The sequence below is a fragment of the Serratia sp. A07 genome (genome assembly GCF_058725505.1).
Genome location: NZ_JBZXDO010000018.1, coordinates 67,091 through 81,305, shown reverse-complemented (window position 1 = coordinate 81,305; position 14,215 = coordinate 67,091). Strand labels below are relative to the sequence as shown.

The window sequence follows — 14,215 nt, the reverse complement described above, 5'->3', positions numbered from 1 at the left end:
CTTAATCGATGCGGAAGCGGGATTCGGCGTAGGCGTAAAGCGGCCGCCACAGCAGACGGTTGAACAGCGTAACGAACAGCGACATCACGGCGATGCCTAAAATGATCTTGGGGAAATCGCCGGCGGCGGTGGTTTCGGCGATGTAGGCGCCCAACCCGTGCGCCTTCACCTGGGTGCTTCCCCACTGCACGAACTCCGCCACGATGCTGGCGTTCCAGGCGCCGCCGGACGCGGTGATGGCGCCGGTAATGTAATAGGGGAAGATGCCCGGCAGCATCACCTGGCGCCACCATTGCCAACCGCGAATGTGAAAATTGGCGGCGGCCTCGCGGTAGTCGTTGGGCAACGCCGTGGCGCCGGCCACCACGTTGAACAGAATGTACCACTGGGTGCCCAACACGATCAGCGGCGACAGCCAGATATCGGGGTTCAGCCGGAAGTGGACGATGGTGATGACGAACACCGGGAACAGCAGGTTAGCCGGAAACGCGGCCAGAAACTGGGCGATCGGCTGGATCTTTCCGGCCAGCGTTGGGCGCAAGCCGATCAGTACGCCGAGCGGCACCCAGATCAGCGACGACAGGGCGATCAGCACCGCCACGCGCAGCAGCGTGATCAGCCCCAGCACCATCACATGGCCCACGTCATTGAGCGTCACGCCGGTCTGCACATAGAGAATGACGCGCCAGGCGATCGCCAGCGTCAGCAGGATGACGATGGTGCTCCAACACCGATCGATCGTGCGCGAACGCCGCTGCCGTTGGGCGCTATTGCCGCGGCGCAACGGCCGGGCGGGCAGGCTCAGTTTCAGGCGCGCGGTTTTGGCCAGCAGTGCGCCCAGCGGCGTCAGCAGCAGGTGGATCAGGCGCGTGCGGCGCATCAGGTTCAACAGCCAGGAAGTGGGGGCGCTCGCCGAGCGGGTGGTTTCCATGCGGAATTTGTCCGCCCATGCCACCAATGGCCGAAACAGCAGTTGATCGTAGGCCAGGATCACCACCGTCATGGTGAGCAGCACCCAACCTATCGCGGGCAGATCCTTGCTGAGGATGGCCTGCGCGAGATACGCGCCGATGCCCGGCAGCGTAAAGGTGTTGTTGCCGACGGTGATCGCTTCCGACGCCACGATAAAGAACCAGCCGCCGGACATCGACATCATCATGTTCCAGATCAGCCCCGGCATGGCGAACGGCGCGTCCAGCTTCCAGAAACGTTGCCACGGACTCAGATGGAAGCCGCGCGCCACTTCTTGCAGATCGCGCGGCACGGTGCGCAGCGACTGGTAGAAGCTGAAGGTCATATTCCACGCCTGGCTGGTGAAGATGGCGAACATCGCCGCCAGCTCGACCCCCAGCACCCGGCCGGGGAACAGCGCGATGAAAAAGGTGACGGTGAAAGAGATGTAGCCGAGTACCGGCACCGACTGCAGGATATCGAGGATCGGCACCAGCACCTTTTCGGCGCGCCGGCTCTTGGCCGCCAGGGTGCCGTAGACCAGCGAGAACGCCAGCGCGGCCACCATCGCCACCAGCATGCGCAGCGTGGTGCGCAGGGCGTATTCCGGCAGGTTGGCGGGATCGAGCGATATCGCCTGCGTTTTCAGCGTGACGATCGGTTGCAGGGTTTGATGCAGGCCGATGGCCATCATGGCGATCAGGCCGATGATCAGCGGAAAGGCGATGACGTCCCAGCCATTGGGCAGCAGGCGCCGGGCGGAAACATGGGTGTTGAGCCGGACGTTCATTTCACTTCTCCCACGGCGGGCGCAAACAAGAAAGTGACAATCGCATAAGGACTATAGACCATCCGGCTCGGCCGATTCTAAACCGTTGCTCACCGGCGGCGGTTTCTGTGCCGCAAACGGGCGATACTGTCACTGGCGAAGATGGCGGTTAAGTTATGCTTATCGCTGCCGAGCGAGTGGCGCGGCGGCAATAAAGTGACAATAATTCCAACTCACTGTGCAAGGCTAAGGAGCAAGCAGATGTCTGTCGGCAATGATACGGAAACCTCGAACAAGACCGGCCTGGCGCCGTTGGCGCTGGGCGCTTTGGGCGTGGTGTTCGGCGATATCGGCACCAGCCCGTTGTACACCCTGAAAACCGTGCTGTTTCTCTCCGGCGATGCGCCGTCGGCGCCGGTGATCCTTGGCCTGCTGTCGCTGATTTTCTGGACGCTGGTGATCGTCACCTCGCTCAAATACGCCATGTTCGCCATGCGCATCGGCAACCGCGGCGAGGGCGGCATCATGGCGCTGATGTCGCTGCTGGTCAGCAGGCGGAAATCCCGGCCGCTGGTGCTGTTCGCCGGCCTGTTCGGCGCGGCGTTGATCTACGGCGACGGCGCCATCACGCCGGCCATTTCGGTGCTCTCCGCCCTCGAGGGGCTGAATATCGTGCTGCCGGCGTCGCAGCCCTACATTCTGCCGGCGGCGGTGGTGATTTTGCTCAGCCTGTTCGCCATTCAGCCGCTGGGCACCGCACGTATCGGCCGCGTGTTCGGGCCGATCATGGCGTTGTGGTTCCTGTCGATCGCCGCGCTGGGCGTGTGGGGCATCATCCAGCACCCGGCGGTGCTGCTGGCGCTGAACCCGATGTACGGCATTCATTTCCTGTTCTCGAATGGGCTGACCAGCTTCCTGGTGCTGGGCGGCGTGTTTCTGTGCGTCACCGGCGCCGAAGCGCTGTACGCCGACATGGGGCACTTCGGCAAACGGCCGATTTGGCTGGCCTGGTTCGGCATCGTTTTTCCCAGCCTGTTGCTCAACTACGCCGGCCAGGCCGCGCTGATTTTGGCCGGCGCCGACGTCACGCAGAACATCTTCTTCCGCCTGTGCCCGCCGGCGCTGCTGATCCCGCTGGTGATCCTGGCCACGCTGGCGACGATCATCGCCAGCCAGGCGATCATCAGCGGCGCGTTTTCGATGACCCGCCAGGCAATCCAGCTGGGTTGGCTGCCGCGGCTGCGGGTTAAACAAACCACCGAGGAAAGCTACGGGCAGATCTACATCGGCGCCATCAACTGGCTGCTGATGGTGGTGACGCTGTTCCTGACGGTGTTCTTCAAATCCTCGGACAATCTGGCCGCCGCCTACGGCATCGCCGTTTCGTTGACCATGATCATGACCACCGGCTTGCTGTTCGTGGCGATGCGCGAGGTGTGGCGCTGGGGGCTGGCCGCCAGCCTATTGGTGGCGGGGTGCTTCTTCGTGGTCGATCTGAGCTTCCTGACGGCCAACCTGACCAAGGTGTTGCAGGGCGGTTACATCCCGCTGCTGCTGGCCGCCGCGGTCTATACCGTGATGCTGATCTGGCATCGCGGGGTGCTGGCGGCCGTGCGCACCCTCGGCGAGACGACGGTGCCGATCGCGGATTTCCTGGCGAAAATCCAGCGTGAATCCGTGCCGCGGGTGCCGGGCACCGCGGTCTTTCTCACCCGCAGCCTGCAGGGCACGCCGCCGGTAATGAAATGGCACGTCAAACGCAACGGCTCGCTGCACGCCAACGTGCTGGCGCTGACCATTGCCATCGTCAATGAACCGCGGGTATCGAATGCCGAACGCCTGGCGATGCGCGAACTGGTGCCGGGGTTTTGGTGCGGCGTGGCCAGCTACGGCTTTATGGAGCGGCCGAACATCCCGCAGCTGCTGCAGCACGTCGAAGCGCAAAAATGCGGCCTGAACTTCGACGAGGCGACTTACTATCTCGGCCATGAAACCGTGGTGCGCCGCGAGGCGAGCGACCGGATGCCGTCCTGGCAGCGCAACCTGTTCGCGCTGATGGTGCGCAACGGCATGCACGTCACGGATTATTATTACCTGCCCAGCGATCAGGTGGTGGAGATCAGCCGCCGGGTGCCGGTATAGGCCTGGCGGGCATAAGCTACAACCCGGGATTCTTTCCACGCCGGCCGCAGTCGGCGTAGAGTGCCGCTACGTTCGATAACCACAGGGGGTACCGATGCTGTTCGATTTAAACCTGCAGGCGGCCGAACTGCCTGAGGCCTGGCGTTCTACCGTGCTGGGCCGCGTCGGTGCGGCCAATATCAAAGTGCTGCGCATGGATGAGCGCAGCATAGCGGATGAAGTGCATGATTACAGCGAAGGGCTGCTGGTGATCCGCGGGCAGCTGCGGCTGCAGGTGGCGGGGGAAACGATTATGGTGCAGGCCGGCCAGCTGTATCAGGCCGCGGCCGGCGTGCCGCACCGCGTGTTGCCGGGCAGCGAAGGCACGCTGGTGATTTTCGATCTGCCCGAAGATTAAGCGTCGCCCAGGGCGGTGAGCGCCACCTTGACCGCCGCCAACAGTCGCGCTTCAGTGACGCCGTCACGCGCCTGAATCGACAGGCCGTGCAGGAAGACGGCGAAAAAGTCCCCCAGGCTGTCGGCGTCGGTACCGGCCGGCAGTTCGCCGGCTTGCACCGCCTGCCGCAGCCGTTCGACGATCTGCTGGGTGCGCTGCAACCGATGCTCAGCCAGCCAGGTTTTGAGCCCGTCGTTCTCCGCACTGACGCTGGCGGCGGAGGAGACCACCATGCAACCCTGCGGCAGATCCGGCCGGCTGTAGAGCCGCACGGCATCTTCCAACATACGTTGGATCGCCGGGCGAATGCCGCTTTCCTGCGCGAAGGCGCGATCGGCGAAGCCGCCTTCCTCGGTTTCATAACTGGCGATCGCCTCTCGGAACAGCTGCTCTTTGGAGCCGAACGCCTTGTAGATGCGCGCGGAAGCAATGCCCAATTCCGCCACCAGATCCGACATCGAGGTGCCTTCGTAGCCCTGTCGCCAGAATAAGTTTCGCGCCTTCAAGAGCGCCTGTTCGCGGTCGAACTCGCGCGGTCTGCCAGCCATTCTCTGCTCCAATTTACCTGCCATTCAGCGACATAGGATCGCTTAAATCGGCGGGAATACCAATGTCTTTATAAATTTCTCTTGCGGTCATCGCGCTTTGCTCCTATTGTTTGCCAATCGACAACCAATTGGAGTTTACGATGAAAACCCTCAAAGGTCCAAGCCTGCATCTTGCGCAGTTCAGCGATGAGACAGCGCCGTTCAATAGCCTGCCCGCCATCGCCGAATGGGCGGCGCAGACCGGCTTTAGTGCGCTGCAGATCCCGGCCTGGGATCGGCGTTTATTCGACGTGGCCACCGCCGCGGAAAGCCAAACCTACTGCGATGATTTGACCGGCATGTTGGCGGAACAGGGGTTGGTGGTCAGCGAATTGACCAGCCATATCTTCGGCCAGCTGATGGCGGTACACCCGGCTTACGATGCGCTGTTTGACAGCTTCGCGCCGCCGGCGCTACAGGGCAATCCGCAGGCGCGTGGCGAGTGGGCGCGACAGCAAATGCTGTTGGCGGTGAAGGCGTCGGCGCGGCTCGGGCTCAGCGAACTGGGCACCTTTTCCGGTTCGCTGGCCTGGCCCTATCTGTTTCCGTTCCCACAGCGTCCGGAAGGACTGATCGATACCGCGTTCGACGAACTCGCCAGGCGCTGGCTGCCGGTGCTTAACGCCTGCGACGAGCAGGGGATCAACCTGTGTTACGAAATTCACCCGAGCGAGGATCTGCACGACGGCGTGACGTTCGAAATGTTTCATGAGCGCGTCGGCCATCATCCGCGCTGCCGGGTGCTGTTCGATCCGAGCCATATGGTGCTGCAGCAGCTCAACTATCTGGAGTTTATCGATATCTATAAAGAGGTTATCGGCATGTTCCACGTCAAGGACGCCGAGTTCAATCCGACCGGTCGGCAGGGTATTTACGGCGGCTATCAATCCTGGATCGATCGCGCCGGCCGCTTCCGCTCGCTGGGCGACGGCCAGGTCGATTTCAACGGCATCTTTTCACGCCTGACGCAGTACGGTTATTCGGGCTGGGCGGCGCTGGAGTGGGAATGTTGCCTGAAAAACCCGCAGGACGGCGCACGCGAAGGCGCAGCCTTCATTCGCGATCGCATTATCCACGTCACCGACAAAGTGTTCGACGATTTCGCCGGCGCGCCGGTCAACCCACAGCAGATCAATGCCTTGCTCGGCATTCGCTGAGCCTAATCCTTCAGGGAGTTACCCCATGCAATACCGACAGAACGAGGTCACGTTGGCGGATCTCGCGGCGGAACACGTCTATCTCCAGGTCAACGGCCGGCGCCTTCACTGCGTGGTGGCCGGTGAAGGGCGGCCGGTGCTGCTGATCCCCGGCTGGCCGCAAACCTGGTTCACCTGGCGCCATGTGATGCAAGCGCTGGCGGCGGCCGGTTTTCAGGCGATCGCCGTCGATCCGCCGGGCATCGGCGATTCTGACAAGCCCGCTGGCGGCTACGACACCGGCAACGTCGGTGCGACGTTGCACGCGATGATGGCGCAGCTGGGCCATGAACGTTACCAACTGGTTGGCCACGACATCGGCATGTGGATCGGTTACGCCATGGCGAGCGATTTCCCGCAGGCGGTGGAACGTCTGGTGCTGACGGAGGCGGTGATCCCCGGGCTGGCGCCGACGCCGCCGATTTTCGTCGCGCCGGAGGAGAACATCTTCCTGTGGCACTTCATGTTCAACCAACTGGCGGATTTGCCGGAGACCCTGACCCAGGGGCGTGAGCAGGAGTATCTTGGCTATATCTTCAATCGCTGGTCCTATCGGCGCGATCGGGTGGCGGCGCAGGTGTATATCACCGCCTATTCGGCGCCGGGCGGCCTGCGCGCCGGATTCGACTATTACCGGGCAATCCCGGAGACCGTGCGGCAGAACCGGCTGCGCGCGGGCACGCCCCTGACGATGCCAGTGTTGACGGTAGGGGCGGAGCACGCCACCGGTGATGCGCCGCTGACGACGCTGCGGGGCAATGCGCACGATCTGCGGGGCGAAACGGTCGCCGGCTGCGGGCATTTCATTACCGAGGAGTGCCATGAGGAATTTATTGCCCTGATTACGCCGTTCCTGGCAGGAGAACCCCATGCCGCTCGATGAACGCATCGCCGCCTTTTTGACGGCGTCGGCCGATGCGCCGCCCCCCGCGTCGCTGGCGGAAATGCGCGCGGCCACGGAAACCGGTTTACGCCGGCTGCAGGGCGAGGCGGAACCGAGCGGCGGCGTCAGGGACTATACGGTGGTCGCCGCCGATGGACACAGGATTGCGCTGCGTACTTATTTACCGGCAGGGGAAAACCGCGCAAACGCGCAGCCGGCGATGCTGTTCGCCCACGGCGGCGGCTGGTGCCTCGGTTCGCTGGCGCTGTACGATCGGCCTTGTCAGGCGCTGGCCAACGCCACCGGCCGGGTGATCCTGTCGGTCGACTACCGTCTAGCGCCGGAATACCCGTTTCCGCAGCCGCTGGAAGATGTGTACCAGGCGCTCTGCTGGGTGGCGCAACAGGCGCCGCAGTTGGGGATCGACGCGCAGCGCCTGGCAGTGGGCGGCGACAGCGCCGGGGGCAACCTGGCGGCCGCCGTCGCGCTGCTGGCGCGGGATCGCGGCGGCCCGCACATCGAGCGCCAGCTGCTGCTGTACCCGGCGCTCAGCCGCGAGATGACGACGACGAGCTATCGCGAGTTTGCCGAGGGGCACTTTCTGACGCGCGACGCGATGGTATTTTGTTGGCAGCAGTATCTGGCCCAGCGGCGCGATCCCGGCGCCGAGCCGCTGCACGTCGCCACGCTGCGCGGGTTACCGCCGGCCACCATCCTGAGCTGCGAATATGATCCGCTGCGCGATGAGGCCGAGCAGTATGCGCAGCGACTGCGCGAGGCGGGTGTGCCGGTGCGCTGCGAACGGTTGCCGGGCATGGTGCATGCCTGCATTCACATGCTGGGGCTGACCCCGGCGGCGCGGCGGCTGTTCGAACTGGCTCGCGAGTAAAAAAAAGCCCCGCACTGCGGGGCTTTTGGCTATTCATCCGACGCGCGATTAACGGCCGGCGACGGTGACGAAGCGGGTTTCCAGGTAGGACTCGATCGCTTCGCTGCCGCCTTCGGTGCCGTGACCGGAGTCTTTCACGCCGCCAAACGGCGTTTCCGGCAGGCCGAAACCGATGTGGTTGATGCTCAGCATACCGCTCTCCACGTCGCGCCCCAGCGCATTGACGGTGGCGATGTTGCGGCTGTAAGCGTAGGCGGCCAGCCCGTACGGCAGGCGGTTGGCTTCGGCGATCGCCTCGTCATAGGTGGCGAACGGGCGCAGCAGGGCGACCGGGCCAAACGGCTCTTCTGACATGGCGCGCGCGCTCAGCGGCACGTCGCGCAGCACCGTCGGCTCGAAGAAGTTGCCTTTGCCCGCCACGCGCTTGCCGCCGGTGCTGGCTTTTGCCCCGTGGGCGACGGCATCCTGCACCAGCGCCTCGATATTGTCGACGCTGCGGCCCAGCACCATCGGCCCCATGGTCACGCCGTCTTCCAGCCCGTTGCCGAGCTTGAGCTCACGCACGGCGGCGGTGAATTTCTCCACGAAGGCTTCATAAACGCCTTGCTGGATCAGGAAGCGGGTCGGAGCGATACAGACCTGGCCGGCGTTGCGGAACTTGGACTGCGCCAGCTCTTTGGCCGCCGCGTCGAGATCGGCGTCGTCGAAGATCAACACCGGCGCGTGGCCGCCCAGCTCCATGGTGGCCTTTTTCATATGCTGGCCGGCCAGCGCCGCCAGATGCTTGCCCACGCGGGTGGAGCCGGTGAAGGAGATCTTGCGAATGGTCGGATGCGGGATCAGGTATTCCGAGATTTCCGCCGGGGTGCCGTACACCAGCGCGATCACCCCGGCCGGGATCCCGGCGTCGGCGAAGGCTTTGATCAGCTCAGCCGGCGAGGCCGGCGTTTCTTCCGGGCCTTTGACGATGATGGAACACCCCGCCGCCAGCGCGGCGGACAGCTTGCGCACGATCTGGTTGATCGGGAAGTTCCACGGCGTGAAGGCGGCCACCGGGCCGACCGGCAGCTTGAGGGTTTGCTGCTGCACGTCGCGGGCGCGGGACGGAATGATCTGCCCGTAGGTGCGGGTGGCTTCGCCGGCGAACCAGTCGATGACGTCGGCGGCGTTGAGAATTTCGACTTTGGCCTGCGCCACCGGTTTGCCCTGTTCCTGCGTCATGACGGCGGCGATGGCGTTAGCGCGTTCGCGCAGCAGCGCCGCCGCTTTGCGCATCAGGTTGGCGCGCTGGTGCGCGGCGGTGTCGCGCCAGACGTTAAATCCGCGCTCGGTGGCGGCCAGCGCCAGATCGAGATCCTCTGTGGCAGCGTGCGCCACTTGACCGAATATCTCGTCGGTGGCGGGGTTGGTGACCGGCAGGGTTTTCCCGGCCAGCGCGTTGCGCCATTGTCCATCGATATACAGTTGAGTATCCGGATACATTGTTGCCTCTTGTTTGCGGAGTGTCAGGGGCCGATGAGCTTCGCGATGCGGCGCGCCTGAAAGGGACAGGGACCTTAACCCTACGCCGAATGGCGGCGATCGTCCAGGCGAGGGGCACGAAAGCGCCAGGGCGGCTACTCAACCGGCGATGTTTTGGCTATGCTGAGCAGATTGTCAGCACGGACGAGGAGGTCGGGTGCAAGGGGTACCACAACAGTTTCCGTTCGAGAAGGATTGCGCGCAGTTCCGGCATTTGTCGCATCTGCCGGGCGTCGAACTTTATCAGGCGCATATCGAACGCTATGCCTTCGAGCCGCATACCCACGACGCCTTTGCTATCGGCACCGTAGACACCGGGGCGGAGCGTTTCCGCTATCGCGGCGCGCAGCATCTGGCGGCGCCGGGCGCGCTGGTGCTGATGAACCCCGATGAGCTGCATACCGGCGAAGCCGAAACGCCGGGCGGCCGGTGTTACCGCATGCTCTATCTGGCGCCCGAGGCGCTGGAGCAGCTGTCCGGCGATCGGAGCCAGTGGTTCACCGATGCGGTGCGCCACGATCCGCGGGCGGCGCAGCGCCTGTCCGCCATTCTCGCCACGCTGTGGCAAACCGACGATCCCCTCACGCTGGACGGCCTGCTGTTGGAGGCGGTCGAGCTGTTGCACCCGCACATTCGCACCGGGCAGCGGGAAAAAGCCGAGGCGGCGCACCGTTTTGAGGTGGTGAAAAGCTACCTGCACGACAACTTCGCCGAGGCGGTGACCCTCAATCAGCTGGCCGAGCTGGTGTCGCTCAGCCCGTACCATTTTCTGCGCAAGTTCAAGGCCGAATACCACGTTTCGCCGCAGCAGATGCTGATGGCGATCCGGCTGTCGCAGGCCAAACGCATGCTGGAGCGCGGCATGCCCGCCGCACAGGTGGCGGCGGCGGCGGGGCTGACCGATCAGGCACACCTGACGCGCGCCTTCGCCAATCGTTACGGCGTCACGCCAGTGCGTTTCCAGAAACAGGTGAAATTGGGCTAAAACAGCAACCTGCTACAATAATTCCTTCCCGCGTTTTCGCTACTCTGCCGCTGTCTTGTCGGGCGGGTTGGCCGCACCGGCCGTTTGTCGGAGTCGTTATGTTCATTGGCGTTGTGTTTGCCCTGGCCGCCGGGCTGATGTGGGGATTGATCTTCGTCGGCCCGCTGCTGGTGCCGGATTATCCCGCCGCGCTGCAGTCCACCGGGCGCTATCTGGCCTTCGGGCTGATCACCTTGCCGCTGGCGTGGTTCGATCGCCGCCGCCTGCGCAAGCTGCGGCGCCAGGATTGGCTGGAGGCGCTCAAGCTGACGGCCATCGGTAACCTGCTGTACTACCTGTGCCTGGCCAGCGCCATTCAGCGTACCGGCGCACCGGTATCGACCATGATCATCGGTACCTTGCCGGTGGTGATCGCCATCTGCGCCAATCTGTTTTACGGCCGGCACGACGGGCGGCTGGCCTGGGGCAAGCTGGCGCCGGCACTGCTGCTGATCGTCTGCGGGTTAGCGTGCGTGAACGTCGCCGAGCTGCGCGGCAACGCGCTGCCGATCGACGGCTGGCGCTATCTCAGCGGCCTGGGGCTGGCCGTGTTGGCGGTGGCGTGCTGGACCTGGTTCCCGCTGCGCAACTCGCGCTGGCTGCGGGAGAACCCGACGCAGCGGCCGGCCACCTGGGCCACGGCGCAGGGGCTGGTGACGCTGCCGCTGGCGCTGCTGGGCTATCTGGCGGTCTGCGGCCAATTGGCGCTGAGCGAACCGGCGTTCGCCTTGCCGTTCGGCCCGCGCCCTGAGGTGTTTATCCCGCTGATGCTGGTCATCGGCGTGTTCTGCTCCTGGCTGGGGGCGCTATGCTGGAACGAAGCCAGCCAGCGCCTGCCGACGGTATTGGTGGGGCCGCTCATCGTGTTCGAAATTCTGGCGGGGTTGGCCTATACCTTTCTGCTGCGCCAGGCCTGGCCGCCGCTGCTGACGCTGGCCGGCATCGTCTGCCTGATCGCCGGCGTGGTGTACGCCATGCGCATCAAGCCGCAGCCGGTGGTGGTGGCGCTGGAGGACAAGCAGGGGTGACGCCCGCCGCGAAGGCGGGCGCGAGGGTTAACGCTTGCTGTGGTGAATGATCTCTTCGGCCACGTTGCGCGGCGCTTCGGCGTAGTGGCTGAATTCCATGGTGTAGGTGGCGCGTCCCTGCGACATCGAACGCAGGGTCGTCGAGTAGCCGAACATCTCGGACAGCGGCACCTTGGCACGAATTTCCTTGCCGCCGCCGCCCGGTATCTCTTCCATGCCCTGCACCAGGCCGCGGCGTGAGGAGAGGTCGCCCATCACGTTGCCGGCGTAATCTTCCGGTGTTTCCACCTCCACCGACATGATCGGCTCAAGGATCACCGGATCCGCCAGGCGGCAGGCTTCCTTGAAGCCGAAAATCGCCGCCATGCGGAACGCCTGTTCCGACGAGTCGACGTCATGGTAAGAACCGAAGGTCAGGTGCACCTTGACGTCCACCACCTGATAACCGGCCAGCACGCCGTTGTTCAGCGCCTCGAGCACGCCTTTTTTCACCGCCGGGATAAATTCGCCCGGAATGACGCCGCCCTTGATCTCATCGAAGAATTCGAAGCCTTTGCCGGGTTCGTTGGGTTCGACGGTCAGCACCACGTGGCCGTATTGCCCTTTACCGCCGGACTGGCGCACGAACTTGCCTTCCACGTCGGCCACCCGCTTGCGGATGGTTTCGCGGTACGATACCTGCGGCTTGCCGGTGGTGGTCTCCACCCCGAATTCGCGGCGCATGCGATCGACGATGATCTCCAGGTGCAGCTCGCCCATGCCGTAGATGATGGTTTGGCCGGATTCTTCATCGGTGCGCACGCGGAACGACGGATCTTCCGAAGAGAGGCGCTGCAGCGCGATGCCCATTTTCTCCTGGTCGCCCTTGGTCTTCGGCTCGATCGCCTGGGCGATCACCGGCTCGGGGAAGGTCATGCGTTCCAGCGTGATGATGGCGCCGGGGTCGCACAGCGTATCGCCCGTGGTGACGTCCTTCAGGCCGACGCAGGCGGCGATGTCGCCGGCGTGCAGCTCGTCGATGTCCTTACGATCGTTGGCGTGCATCTGCACGATGCGGCCGATGCGCTCCTTTTTGCCCTTGATCGGATTGTAAACGCTGCTGCCTTTGGCCAGCACCCCGGAGTAGACGCGCACGAAGGTCAGCTGGCCGACGAACGGGTCGGTCATCAGCTTGAACGCCAGCGCCGAGAATTTTTCGTTGTCGTCGGCTTTGCGGGTGATGATTTCATCGTGTTCGCCGTGGCCCTCCATCGGCGGCACGTCGAGCGGCGAGGGCATCAGCTCGATCACCGCATCCAGCATGCGCTGCACCCCTTTGTTGCGGAACGCCGATCCGCACAGCATCGGCTGGATTTCGCCGGCGACGGTGCGCACCCGCAGCCCGTGGACGATCTCCTCTTCGCTCAGCGGTACCTGGTTGAGGTATTTCTCCATCAGCTCTTCCGAGGCTTCGGCGGCGGCCTCAATCATGTTTTCGCGCCACTCCTGCGCCGAATCGCGCAGCTCGGCCGGGATCTCTTCGAAGCTGAAGTTCATGCCCTGCGAGGCTTCGTCCCACAGAATGGCTTTCATCCGCACCAGATCCACCACGCCGCTGAAGTGGTCTTCGGCGCCGATCGGAATGACGATCGGCACCGGGTTGGCTTTCAGGCGCTCGATCATCATTTTGCGCACGCGGAAAAAGTCCGCGCCGATGCGGTCCATCTTGTTGACGAACGCCAGCCGCGGCACCTTGTATTTGTTGGCCTGGCGCCAAACGGTTTCCGACTGCGGCTGCACGCCGCCCACCGAGTCATAAACCATCACGGCGCCGTCCAGCACGCGCATCGAGCGCTCCACTTCAATGGTAAAATCGACGTGCCCGGGGGTGTCGATGATATTGATGCGGTGCTGCGGATAATTATGCTGCATGCCGTTCCAAAAGCAGGTGGTGGCCGCCGAGGTGATGGTGATGCCGCGCTCCTGTTCCTGCGCCATCCAGTCCATGGTCGCCGCGCCGTCATGCACTTCACCCAGCTTGTGGCTGACCCCGGTGTAAAACAGAATCCGCTCGGTGGTGGTGGTCTTGCCGGCATCGATATGCGCGGAGATGCCGATGTTGCGGTAACGTTCGATAGGGGTGGTGCGAGCCATAATCAACCTTTCTTAGCCGCGTGAAGGAGAGCGGCTTAAACAGCATGGATAATGGTGATAATCCTCATAGGGTTATCTGCCGGATCGCAGAGCCTCGCTCTGGTCACAAACTAATCGTAGTTGAAGGCGTTGGTTTTTATAAGCGATGGCTGTGATAGATGAAAGTTTGCGCGCAGGGGGAGAAAAGGGCGAAAAAAAAGGCCCGTAACGGGCCTGTTGTCGAGCGGCGCATTCGCCGCTTATTTGCGTCCCAGCAAGAAGCCGAAAACGATGCCGACCGCCGCCGCAACGGCCACGCCGGCCAGCGGGTTGGCTTCCACCTGGGTTCTTACGCTGTCCGCTGCGTCTCGGGCGGCATAGCTGGCCTGGGAGGCGTATTTGCGCGCCGCGCCGCGCACCTGATGCTCCGGTGAATCCACGGCTTTGCCGAACGCTTCTTCTACCGCGCCTGCGGCTTCATTGGCTTTGTCTTCCGCTTTACCAAACATGCTGCTCTCCTGATCCTTATGGGTTAACGAATCCTAAGCCTAGCAGGTAGACGCCGTTTTTTGCAGCATTCTGTGCGTTATAAGAGCAATCCGAGCAGAGAAAAATCTTGCCGGGCGCGCGGTGACGGCTTCACCCGCGCGGCTTTTTGTGTTCTATTGGCTAGCTGT

General features: G+C 63.6%; 12 protein-coding genes. 7 read left to right on the top strand and 5 right to left on the bottom strand.

Annotated elements, in window-relative coordinates; translation table 11 throughout:
* Window position 1: 1 nt before the first annotated feature.
* Complete coding sequence (locus AC4PR2_RS17650) at window positions 2-1,741, bottom strand: ABC transporter permease (protein WP_100395747.1); 1,740 nt, start codon at window positions 1,739-1,741, stop codon at window positions 2-4.
* A gap of 240 nt (window positions 1,742-1,981) precedes the next feature.
* Here AC4PR2_RS17650 and AC4PR2_RS17645 point away from each other — a divergent pair, with 240 nt between their 5' ends.
* The gene (locus tag AC4PR2_RS17645) at window positions 1,982-3,862 is read left to right on the top strand and encodes a potassium transporter Kup (protein WP_100395748.1); all 1,881 of its coding nucleotides are present in this window, start codon (window positions 1,982-1,984) and stop codon (window positions 3,860-3,862) included.
* Window positions 3,863-3,956: 94 nt separating this feature from the next.
* The gene (locus AC4PR2_RS17640; protein WP_100395749.1) at window positions 3,957-4,259 is read left to right on the top strand and encodes a cupin domain-containing protein; all 303 of its coding nucleotides are present in this window, start codon (window positions 3,957-3,959) and stop codon (window positions 4,257-4,259) included.
* Here the strand turns inward: AC4PR2_RS17640 and AC4PR2_RS17635 are convergent.
* A complete protein-coding gene (locus AC4PR2_RS17635) occupies window positions 4,256-4,846 on the bottom strand; it encodes a TetR/AcrR family transcriptional regulator (RefSeq protein WP_060439882.1) in 591 nt (196 codons plus the stop codon). The two genes, AC4PR2_RS17640 and AC4PR2_RS17635, sit on opposite strands and share 4 nt — an antisense overlap.
* 140 nt (window positions 4,847-4,986) lie before the next feature.
* Between AC4PR2_RS17635 and AC4PR2_RS17630 the strand changes: the two genes are divergently transcribed.
* From AC4PR2_RS17630 to AC4PR2_RS17620, 3 genes are read left to right on the top strand one after another with little or no spacing between them, the layout of a single operon-like run.
* Complete coding sequence (locus AC4PR2_RS17630) at window positions 4,987-6,042, top strand: sugar phosphate isomerase/epimerase family protein (RefSeq protein WP_159318060.1); 1,056 nt, start codon at window positions 4,987-4,989, stop codon at window positions 6,040-6,042.
* Between the two features lie 25 nt (window positions 6,043-6,067).
* Window positions 6,068-6,964 (top strand): alpha/beta fold hydrolase, encoded by an 897-nt coding sequence (locus AC4PR2_RS17625; protein ID WP_492175322.1) that lies wholly within the window; start codon window positions 6,068-6,070, stop codon window positions 6,962-6,964.
* Entirely contained in the window at window positions 6,951-7,853 is a 903-nt protein-coding gene (locus AC4PR2_RS17620) for an alpha/beta hydrolase (RefSeq protein WP_443014510.1), read from the top strand. Before AC4PR2_RS17625 ends, AC4PR2_RS17620 begins: the two co-directional genes overlap by 14 nt.
* 48 nt (window positions 7,854-7,901) lie before the next feature.
* Here AC4PR2_RS17620 and AC4PR2_RS17615 read toward each other — a convergent pair whose 3' ends face one another.
* A complete protein-coding gene (locus tag AC4PR2_RS17615) occupies window positions 7,902-9,335 on the bottom strand; it encodes an NAD-dependent succinate-semialdehyde dehydrogenase (RefSeq protein ID WP_492175321.1) in 1,434 nt (477 codons plus the stop codon).
* Between the two features lie 196 nt (window positions 9,336-9,531).
* On the opposite strand from AC4PR2_RS17615, the gene AC4PR2_RS17610 reads away from it, so the two are divergent.
* A complete protein-coding gene (locus tag AC4PR2_RS17610; protein ID WP_492175320.1) occupies window positions 9,532-10,359 on the top strand; it encodes an AraC family transcriptional regulator in 828 nt (275 codons plus the stop codon).
* A 98-nt stretch (window positions 10,360-10,457) separates the two neighbouring features.
* Entirely contained in the window at window positions 10,458-11,426 is a 969-nt protein-coding gene (locus tag AC4PR2_RS17605; protein WP_060418765.1) for a DMT family transporter, read from the top strand.
* 27 nt (window positions 11,427-11,453) lie between these two features.
* Here the strand turns inward: AC4PR2_RS17605 and fusA are convergent, their stop codons facing one another.
* Entirely contained in the window at window positions 11,454-13,559 is a 2,106-nt protein-coding gene (gene fusA, locus AC4PR2_RS17600) for an elongation factor G (protein ID WP_015377944.1), read from the bottom strand.
* Window positions 13,560-13,798: 239 nt separating this feature from the next.
* Window positions 13,799-14,047 carry a glycine zipper domain-containing protein gene (locus AC4PR2_RS17595; protein WP_004938127.1) on the bottom strand — a complete coding sequence of 83 codons (249 nt, stop codon included), beginning with the start codon at window positions 14,045-14,047 and terminating at the stop codon, window positions 13,799-13,801.
* Between the last annotated feature and the right edge of the window lie 168 nt (window positions 14,048-14,215).

What these genes read in the sequence shown, in the direction of transcription:
- AC4PR2_RS17650 (WP_100395747.1), bottom strand. Translation starts at nt 1,741, where the DNA reads ATGAACGTCCGGCTCAACACCCATGTTTCCGCCCGGCGCCTGCTGCCC.
- AC4PR2_RS17645 (WP_100395748.1), top strand. Translation starts at nt 1,982, where the DNA reads ATGTCTGTCGGCAATGATACGGAAACCTCGAACAAGACCGGCCTGGCG.
- AC4PR2_RS17640 (WP_100395749.1), top strand. Translation starts at nt 3,957, where the DNA reads ATGCTGTTCGATTTAAACCTGCAGGCGGCCGAACTGCCTGAGGCCTGG.
- AC4PR2_RS17635 (WP_060439882.1), bottom strand. Translation starts at nt 4,846, where the DNA reads ATGGCTGGCAGACCGCGCGAGTTCGACCGCGAACAGGCGCTCTTGAAG.
- AC4PR2_RS17630 (WP_159318060.1), top strand. Translation starts at nt 4,987, where the DNA reads ATGAAAACCCTCAAAGGTCCAAGCCTGCATCTTGCGCAGTTCAGCGAT.
- AC4PR2_RS17625 (WP_492175322.1), top strand. Translation starts at nt 6,068, where the DNA reads ATGCAATACCGACAGAACGAGGTCACGTTGGCGGATCTCGCGGCGGAA.
- AC4PR2_RS17620 (WP_443014510.1), top strand. Translation starts at nt 6,951, where the DNA reads ATGCCGCTCGATGAACGCATCGCCGCCTTTTTGACGGCGTCGGCCGAT.
- AC4PR2_RS17615 (WP_492175321.1), bottom strand. Translation starts at nt 9,335, where the DNA reads ATGTATCCGGATACTCAACTGTATATCGATGGACAATGGCGCAACGCG.
- AC4PR2_RS17605 (WP_060418765.1), top strand. Translation starts at nt 10,458, where the DNA reads ATGTTCATTGGCGTTGTGTTTGCCCTGGCCGCCGGGCTGATGTGGGGA.
- fusA (WP_015377944.1), bottom strand. Translation starts at nt 13,559, where the DNA reads ATGGCTCGCACCACCCCTATCGAACGTTACCGCAACATCGGCATCTCC.
- AC4PR2_RS17595 (WP_004938127.1), bottom strand. Translation starts at nt 14,047, where the DNA reads ATGTTTGGTAAAGCGGAAGACAAAGCCAATGAAGCCGCAGGCGCGGTA.